Here is a 6,832-nt window from a genome sequence, read left to right as displayed (position 1 = left end):
AAAACTGGATCACGATTTACAACGAAGAAAGACCGCACAGCTCTCTTGGCAGAATATCGCCTAGAGACTATCGAGCACAGGCAGAAAACAACACTTTAGGAATGTCGGATTGACGGGGGATACTACACCCCAAGGGGAGTTTAGGCTAACTGTAATGCCTAACCTACTAATTTAAATAGTCATTTTAACCGACCGGCAAACAAATTAGAGGGGTTTTCTACTTCAAATCTGAAATCCGGAGCTAGCATGGCCACTATTATGAATATGGGGCGCTGGTTCAAAACTGATACTGTTATGCGTTATTTGGAAGAGAGGGATCCAAACTAAAGGAATTAACTTACGTAAGCTCTAGATACCAGCAGCAAAGGGCAATGAATTTAATTTATCTGGAACCCCCCAAAATTCAACGGGCTCATAATTTGGCAAAGGGTAATGTCCAGTATTTAACCGAATCTCTGATGCACGCTGTAGGCATCGCAAGCGGACCAAATCGAGCACTGAGATCGGCAATCCACTTGAACAATTAATAACACCATTGATAGTAGAATTCTCCACAGCAACACATATTCTTTCAGCAACAGACTCTATTGGCAAATAATCTCTAAGCTGAGTTCCTATCGACATATCAAAAGACTGTCGTTTTTCATCAATAGCCGCATCCAATTGAGATAAGAGACTTTTAGGGCTTTGTCCCTCTCCATACGTATAGAATAGTCGCATCCATTGCAAAGTGAAGGTATGCTCTTTCTGGAAAAACTGCAAAGATTTACGTAAGCAATCCTTCGCAAAACCATACGGGGTGATGGGGTAGGTATCCATATCCTCGGTAAGTGCCCCAGTTTGCAAGCCATACTCGAGACAAGTACCAGCAACGACTAGATGAGATAGCCCCGATTCTATGGCCTCTTTAAGAAAAGCTAGATCCGATATAAGATTCTGAAAAACATGGAAGCTGCCCTGGTAATTTGGAAGTCCTGGCCACGCAAGATGAATTAAAGCATCCACTCCATCCAGCCCCTCAATTACTGGGCGATAGTTAAGATGTAAATCAACCTGAATAAAGCTGACCTCATCAAACCACTCAAATTCCTTGGCACGCCCTAGATTCCGAGCAACAGCAATAACCTGATGCCCATTCTGCAGCAATTTTTTAACCAAGTGCCGACCGATGAAACCAGTGGCACCCGTAACCATAATCCTCAATTAAAAATCCTCAACTCAGGCACTGCCACCACAAACTTGCCACCCCACTTCGCTACATTTTCTTGCTCTTGTACCTCTTTTGCAATATTCCATGGGAAGATCACGACCCAATCCGGCTTATGATTGGCAAGCTCTGCAGGGTGAAGAATTGGCAAATGACTACCTGGCATGTATTTATTCTGCTTAGATGGCGCAGCATCGCATACAAAGTCAATTAAGTCATTTTTAAGGCCAGCATAATTCATTAAAGTATTGCCCTTTGCCGCAGCGCCATAACCTGCTATTGATTTTCCCAATCTCTTTTGCTCAATTAGAAAGAAAAGGAAATCATTTTTTACTTTATTCGCCTTAGTTTGAAAAGATTGATATACATTTAAAGCCTTCAACCCAAACCTCACTTCATTTGCCAGCAAGTCAATGACGGATTTTATAGTTGGCCTTGTGTCATCAGCATGGCAGCCATAAATACGCAAACTTCCACCATGAGTAGGCATTTCCTCTACATCAAAAATTCTCAGGCCAACTGAAGAAAAAATTTCTGCCACGGTACTTAAAGAAAGATATGAGAAATGCTCGTGATAAACAGTGTCAAATTGATTATTTTCAATCAAACGCATTAAATGTGGAAATTCGAGATTGATAACCCCGTCTTCTTTTAAGGCAATTTTTAGACCTTCAGTAAAATCATTAATATCGGGCACGTGAGCGTAAACATTATTACCGCATATTAAATCAGCTTTTTTACCAGAGGAGGCCAATTCTCTTGCAACCTCGACACCAAAAAATTTCCGAAGCACAGGCACCCCAATTTTTTCCGCAGCATCAGCCGTGCTGTCGGTTGGCTCAATCCCCAAACATGGCACCCCAGCTTCCACAAAGTTCTTTAGCAAATATCCATCGTTTGATGCGACTTCAATTACAAAACTATTTTTAGATAGACCTAAATTCGTGCTAATTTTCTCCACATACCTAGCCGAATGATCTAACCAGCTTTTAGATGTTGAAGAGAAGTATGCGTAATCCTTGGAAAATAATTCGTTAGCTTGTGAATAATCTTCAGTTTGAACTAGCCAACAACCATCACAAACATATAATTTCAAGGGGAAAGTTTTCTCTGGCGCTTTTAAATCACATTTGTTTAGATAATCATTTGATGGAGGCGCAAATCCTAAGTCCAGAAATACATGCTCTAATTTATTTTGGCAATGACGACATTTCATATGGAAATTCCTTTAAAGACTTTATTTAAATAAGGATGGGATAGATCCCTCTGAGAGAGGTCAGTAGGGGTAATTGGCCAGGAAATATGAATCAAGGGTTCATCAAAACGAATAGCAGCCTCAGACGAAGGTGTGTATGGGGCTGTGTGTAAATACAATAGTTCACTATCTTTCTCCAAGACTTGAAATCCATGAGCGCAACCCTCAGGAATAACCAATGCAATATTTTTTAGCGGACTTAGCTCAATACCAAACCACTTTAGAAATGTTGCCGAATCTTTTCTTAAATCAACTGCGACATCAAATACCCTACCTTTCAGACATCTCACTATTTTGATCTCAGCATATGGGGCATTTTGGAAATGCATGCCTCGAACTGCACCTATCTTACGGGTCATTGAACGATTAATCTGCTTAATAGTTTTTCCCTTTAAAACCCCTTGTAACTCATCGTCACAGAAGATTCTTGCAAATTCTCCGCGCTCATCCCGCAGGGGTATAACCTCAATAACTTTAACGCCCTCTAAAATGGTATCCATTACATTCATATGGAAGCTCCAGAGACCCATTGCAAACCACGCGTACGAGCCAGTTCACAATAAGCCTTTAGTTGAGCTTTGCTAATAAGCTCTTTTCTGTCCAGCCACGCCTTATACCAATTAACCGTCGCTTCGATACCTTCCTCAAAAGACCAAACTGGCTTCCAAGATAAATTTTCTCTAGCCTTGCCGCTATCTAAATGCAAAAGCTGAGCTTCATGAGGTTGTAGACCCTCTGATTGCGACCACTGAAAACCTGGAATATGCTTTTTAATTGTCTGTAGCACCTCTTTAACCTGGCGATTACCATCTCTTTCGGGACCGAAATTCCAAGCCTCAGCACACGATTCGTTGCCCTGTAACAATTGCTGCCCTAGAGCAAGATATCCCGAAAGACACTCTAAAACATGCTGCCATGGTCGAGTTGCATTTGGCGATCTGATATAAAGGGCATTATTTGACTCAATAGATCGAATTAAGTCGGGAATTAATCTATCTTCTGACCAGTCTCCACCCCCAATGACATTTCCAGCCCTAGCTGATGCGATTAATGCGCTTGTTGGTAAATTAAAAAAGGAGTTGCGAAAACTGGCAGCTACAAGTTCGCTGCCACCTTTAGATGCGCTATAAGGATCATGGCCGCCCAATGGATCAATTTCACGATATCCCCACGCCCATTCTTTATTTTCATAGCACTTATCAGTTGTAACAACCACAACCGCTTTTAAGCTATCAAGATCACGAGCAGCATTCAAGATATTAGCGGTGCCCATGACATTTGTTGACCAAGTTTCCAGTGGTTCCTGGTAGGAGCGCCTAACCAATGGTTGTGCAGCTAAATGGAAAATCATATCAGGATTAATTGCATGGATTTTATTTCGTATCGAAACTTCATCTCGAATATCCGCAAAATATGATTCAACATTCAGTTTAAGTAAATTCCAATGGTTAGGGTCTGTCGTTGGAGGCAATGAAAGTCCAACAACATCTGCCCCTAGTGCTGACAGCCATAATGAAAGCCAGCTACCCTTAAAGCCCGTATGGCCTGTAACCAATATCTTCCGACCACCATAAACACCCTTAAACATAGTCACCAACTCTTCCACGGTGCATTACCTGACTGCCACAAATCTTCTAAAATATTTTTTTCTCGCAGCGTATCCATAGCTTGCCAGAAGCCCTCATGCTTATATGCAGCAAGCTGTCCGTTAGCCGCGAGATTTCTCAAGGGCCCCTGCTCCCAAGTTGTTTCATCACCCTCAATTAAATCAATTACGGATGGTTCCAAAACAAAAAATCCACCGTTTATCCATGCACCATCTCCAGCAGGCTTTTCTTGAAAGTCCAGGACCAGATCATTATTAATATTTAATGCCCCATATCTGCCGGGGGGCTGTATTGAGGTAACCGTTGCAGCCAACCCGTGCGATTTATGTTTGGAAATTAGTGACGCAATATCAATATCAGAAACACCATCTCCATATGTAAAGCAAAAAGTTTCATCGCCCACATAAGGAAGTACACGCTTTAAACGCCCTCCAGTCATAGTATCTTCTCCAGTGTCAACTAAAGTGACCTTCCAGGGTTCAGCATACTTTTGGTGGATTTGAGTGTTATTTTCTCGCATACAAAAAGTAACATCAGACATATGCAGAAAATAATTAGAGAAATACTCTTTAATTATGTAACCCTTATACCCAAGGCAGATGATGAAATCATTAATTCCATAATGAGAGTACATTTTCATAATATGCCAAAGAATTGGCTTTCCGCCAATCTCAATCATTGGCTTTGGCTTTAAATGAGACTCTTCGCTAATACGAGTCCCCAGTCCTCCAGCAAGTATTACGGCTTTCATTTTTATCAAACTCTCTTCAAAAATAATTTTTCAGTGAATAAATTTTGTATTCGATCCAATCTATCTAAGGCTGATTGCCATGAGGAGCTTAATAAAAATTCGCCTTGATCAATGCTGATTTGATCATCTTCATTACGCCAAGATGTCCAATTTTTTAAATAAATAATTTTTGATGTAAGCATATCTAACTTAGCCATAAAATTCTTAATTTGATCAGACCTCATCTCATGAAGTGCACTTATAGAAATTGAAATATCAAAATAATCTTTTGGGAAGAATTCAATCTGATTCGGTGTAAAGAAAGCTATATCAGATTGCAATAATTCCTCTCTTATTTCGTTAAAATTTTTAAAGCTTCTAAAATGAAAAATCTTCTTATTGGGAAATGACTCTTTTAGATATCTTTCCGATATATATAAGGCTGGTGGAATATCAAATATGACATATTTACAATCTAATGCGCTCTCAAAGACATAGCCAAGCCTTCCATATCCAGCGCCTATTTCAGCAACAACTAACTGTTTTTTTTCAAACCCATTTAGATGATAAAAGATAGTATTAAATTCAATTATAGAATTTGCTAAATCCTGTGAGATCAAATTCTTGCCAAAATTAACAGGAATCGGGTTCCCTATCACCGGCTCTCTAAGCTTATTTGTTAGGCCTAGCGGATCATCTAGGCTTGCATACCACCACAATAATCCTACAAAAAAAGAATATATCGCTGCCTTCTCTTTATTTTCCAGTAGATTTTGACCAAACATATTCCACATTTCATGATCTTCATCAATCGATGTCATGAAAGGATCTACAGCCCGATTTGCATTCCAAATTTCTAGTAGATTTTTAAGCTGATTATCTTCAAATGTAGTTGGAGCCCAATTGAAATAGTTTTGATTCAATGTTCTCTTAAAATTTTCATATCCATCTTTGTATAACTGGGATGAATTTATCTGATTCAGATTTTTCCAAAAATTAGAAGGGCGATATATTTCCGAAGAATTGTTAATTTCTGAAACCATCAATGCTATTCGCTTTGAGAGTGCTCTATTTCTGCAGTGTTGGAAAAAACGGTTCAACATTTATTTAATTCTTCTTAGATATCCGTGCGGATTCATTGTTAATAAAAATCTTTGGCAGCTCAAATCAATTGCAAATGATTCGTTATCCTTAAGAAATTCATTTACGGCCTCCATTGGTCCAGGGCCAAAGTCAGGATAAGCGGGATTTCCATTTATATTGGTATCCTCAACTATCAAATATCCTCCCACTGGAACAAGATCTTTATAAATCATTAATTCATTAAGGACATGCTCCATACGGTGATCGCTATCTAATATAACTAATACATTTTTATCCTTAGCGATCGATTTCAGATTATTAACTATATTTAAGTCAACGCTAGATCCAGTTATATATGTAATTCTTTCATGCTTAGGCAAATCATCAACATAAGTTTCATCTATATCAATAGACATAACCTGACCATGATTTAGCATGGAACAGATCGAGGCTAAATAAAGTGCAGATCCGCCTCTATGGGTTCCAGTTTCAATTATTAAATCAGGCAACTCTCGGCAGATTAATTCTTGATATACCCACAAATCTAGGGGGCACTTTAATAAAACATGACCAAACCATGAAATTTGAAAGGTATGCAACCCCCTATTTTGTCCAGCATCGTAATAAAGCTTTCCAAAATTATTAATTAGCTCTCTATCCTCCTTGGAAAATTCCGGATATAGGATGGGAAATGAATTTTTGATCGGCTCCATATAAAAACTTGTGATCTCTTTACGCTGAGATTCAGACAGCAACTCTAAGCGAGAGATCTCTTTACGCTGAGATTCAGCCAGCAACTCTAAGCGAGAGATCTCTTTACGCTGAGATTCAGCCAGCAATTCCAAAGCAATATTTTTCTTTTCGAGGCCCTCAAATTCATCGGATAGCATTCGAACCTGCGGAACTATTCGCCTCAGCACCGAGAAAACTTTAGATTCAAATCTTGACAT

At 39.3% G+C, this 6,832-nt stretch carries 8 protein-coding genes; 1 reads left to right on the top strand and 7 read right to left on the bottom strand.

Going from position 1 to position 6,832, the window contains the following annotated elements; all coding sequences use genetic code 11:
• Positions 1-113, top strand: a 113-nt coding sequence (locus ICN44_RS12125) for an integrase core domain-containing protein (protein ID WP_216262962.1), incomplete at its 5' end; no start/stop codon positions are given.
• A gap of 235 nt (positions 114-348) precedes the next feature.
• On the opposite strand, the gene ICN44_RS12120 is transcribed toward ICN44_RS12125, so the two are convergent.
• Genes ICN44_RS12120 through ICN44_RS12090 form a run of 7 tightly spaced genes read right to left on the bottom strand, consistent with a single transcriptional unit; the run spans position 349 to position 6,832 of the window.
• On the bottom strand, positions 349-1,194 hold the full coding sequence (locus ICN44_RS12120) for an NAD(P)-dependent oxidoreductase (protein ID WP_255537619.1): 846 nt from the start codon (positions 1,192-1,194) through the stop codon (positions 349-351).
• 5 nt (positions 1,195-1,199) lie between these two features.
• Entirely contained in the window at positions 1,200-2,423 is a 1,224-nt protein-coding gene (locus ICN44_RS12115; protein WP_216264177.1) for a class I SAM-dependent methyltransferase, read from the bottom strand.
• Positions 2,420-2,971 (bottom strand): dTDP-4-dehydrorhamnose 3,5-epimerase family protein, encoded by a 552-nt coding sequence (locus tag ICN44_RS12110; protein ID WP_216264176.1) that lies wholly within the window; start codon positions 2,969-2,971, stop codon positions 2,420-2,422. The genes ICN44_RS12115 and ICN44_RS12110 overlap by 4 nt, the downstream gene beginning before the upstream one ends.
• Positions 2,968-4,050, bottom strand: a complete 1,083-nt coding sequence (gene rfbG / locus ICN44_RS12105; protein WP_216264180.1) for a CDP-glucose 4,6-dehydratase — start codon at positions 4,048-4,050, stop codon at positions 2,968-2,970. Before rfbG ends, ICN44_RS12110 begins: the two co-directional genes overlap by 4 nt.
• Positions 4,051-4,052: 2 nt before the next feature.
• On the bottom strand, positions 4,053-4,820 hold the full coding sequence (gene rfbF / locus ICN44_RS12100; RefSeq protein WP_216264175.1) for a glucose-1-phosphate cytidylyltransferase: 768 nt from the start codon (positions 4,818-4,820) through the stop codon (positions 4,053-4,055).
• Positions 4,821-4,825: 5 nt separating this feature from the next.
• Positions 4,826-5,842, bottom strand: coding sequence for a putative sugar O-methyltransferase (locus tag ICN44_RS12095; RefSeq protein ID WP_216264174.1), 1,017 nt, complete (start codon positions 5,840-5,842; stop codon positions 4,826-4,828).
• 60 nt (positions 5,843-5,902) lie between these two features.
• Positions 5,903-6,832, bottom strand: a complete 930-nt coding sequence (locus tag ICN44_RS12090; protein WP_216264173.1) for a CmcI family methyltransferase — start codon at positions 6,830-6,832, stop codon at positions 5,903-5,905.

Source organism: Polynucleobacter sp. JS-Fieb-80-E5 (assembly GCF_018882015.1).
Lineage (GTDB): Bacteria > Pseudomonadota > Gammaproteobacteria > Burkholderiales > Burkholderiaceae > Polynucleobacter.
Note: the sequence above shows the minus strand (reverse complement) of the source record. Positions and strands in the feature narration are given on the sequence as shown.

What these genes read in the sequence shown, in the direction of transcription:
- ICN44_RS12115 (WP_216264177.1), bottom strand. Translation starts at nt 2,423, where the DNA reads ATGAAATGTCGTCATTGCCAAAATAAATTAGAGCATGTATTTCTGGAC.
- ICN44_RS12110 (WP_216264176.1), bottom strand. Translation starts at nt 2,971, where the DNA reads ATGAATGTAATGGATACCATTTTAGAGGGCGTTAAAGTTATTGAGGTT.
- ICN44_RS12120 (WP_255537619.1), bottom strand. Translation starts at nt 1,194, where the DNA reads ATGGTTACGGGTGCCACTGGTTTCATCGGTCGGCACTTGGTTAAAAAA.
- ICN44_RS12095 (WP_216264174.1), bottom strand. Translation starts at nt 5,842, where the DNA reads ATGGTTTCAGAAATTAACAATTCTTCGGAAATATATCGCCCTTCTAAT.
- ICN44_RS12090 (WP_216264173.1), bottom strand. Translation starts at nt 6,832, where the DNA reads ATGTCAAGATTTGAATCTAAAGTTTTCTCGGTGCTGAGGCGAATAGTT.
- rfbF (WP_216264175.1), bottom strand. Translation starts at nt 4,820, where the DNA reads ATGAAAGCCGTAATACTTGCTGGAGGACTGGGGACTCGTATTAGCGAA.
- rfbG (WP_216264180.1), bottom strand. Translation starts at nt 4,050, where the DNA reads ATGTTTAAGGGTGTTTATGGTGGTCGGAAGATATTGGTTACAGGCCAT.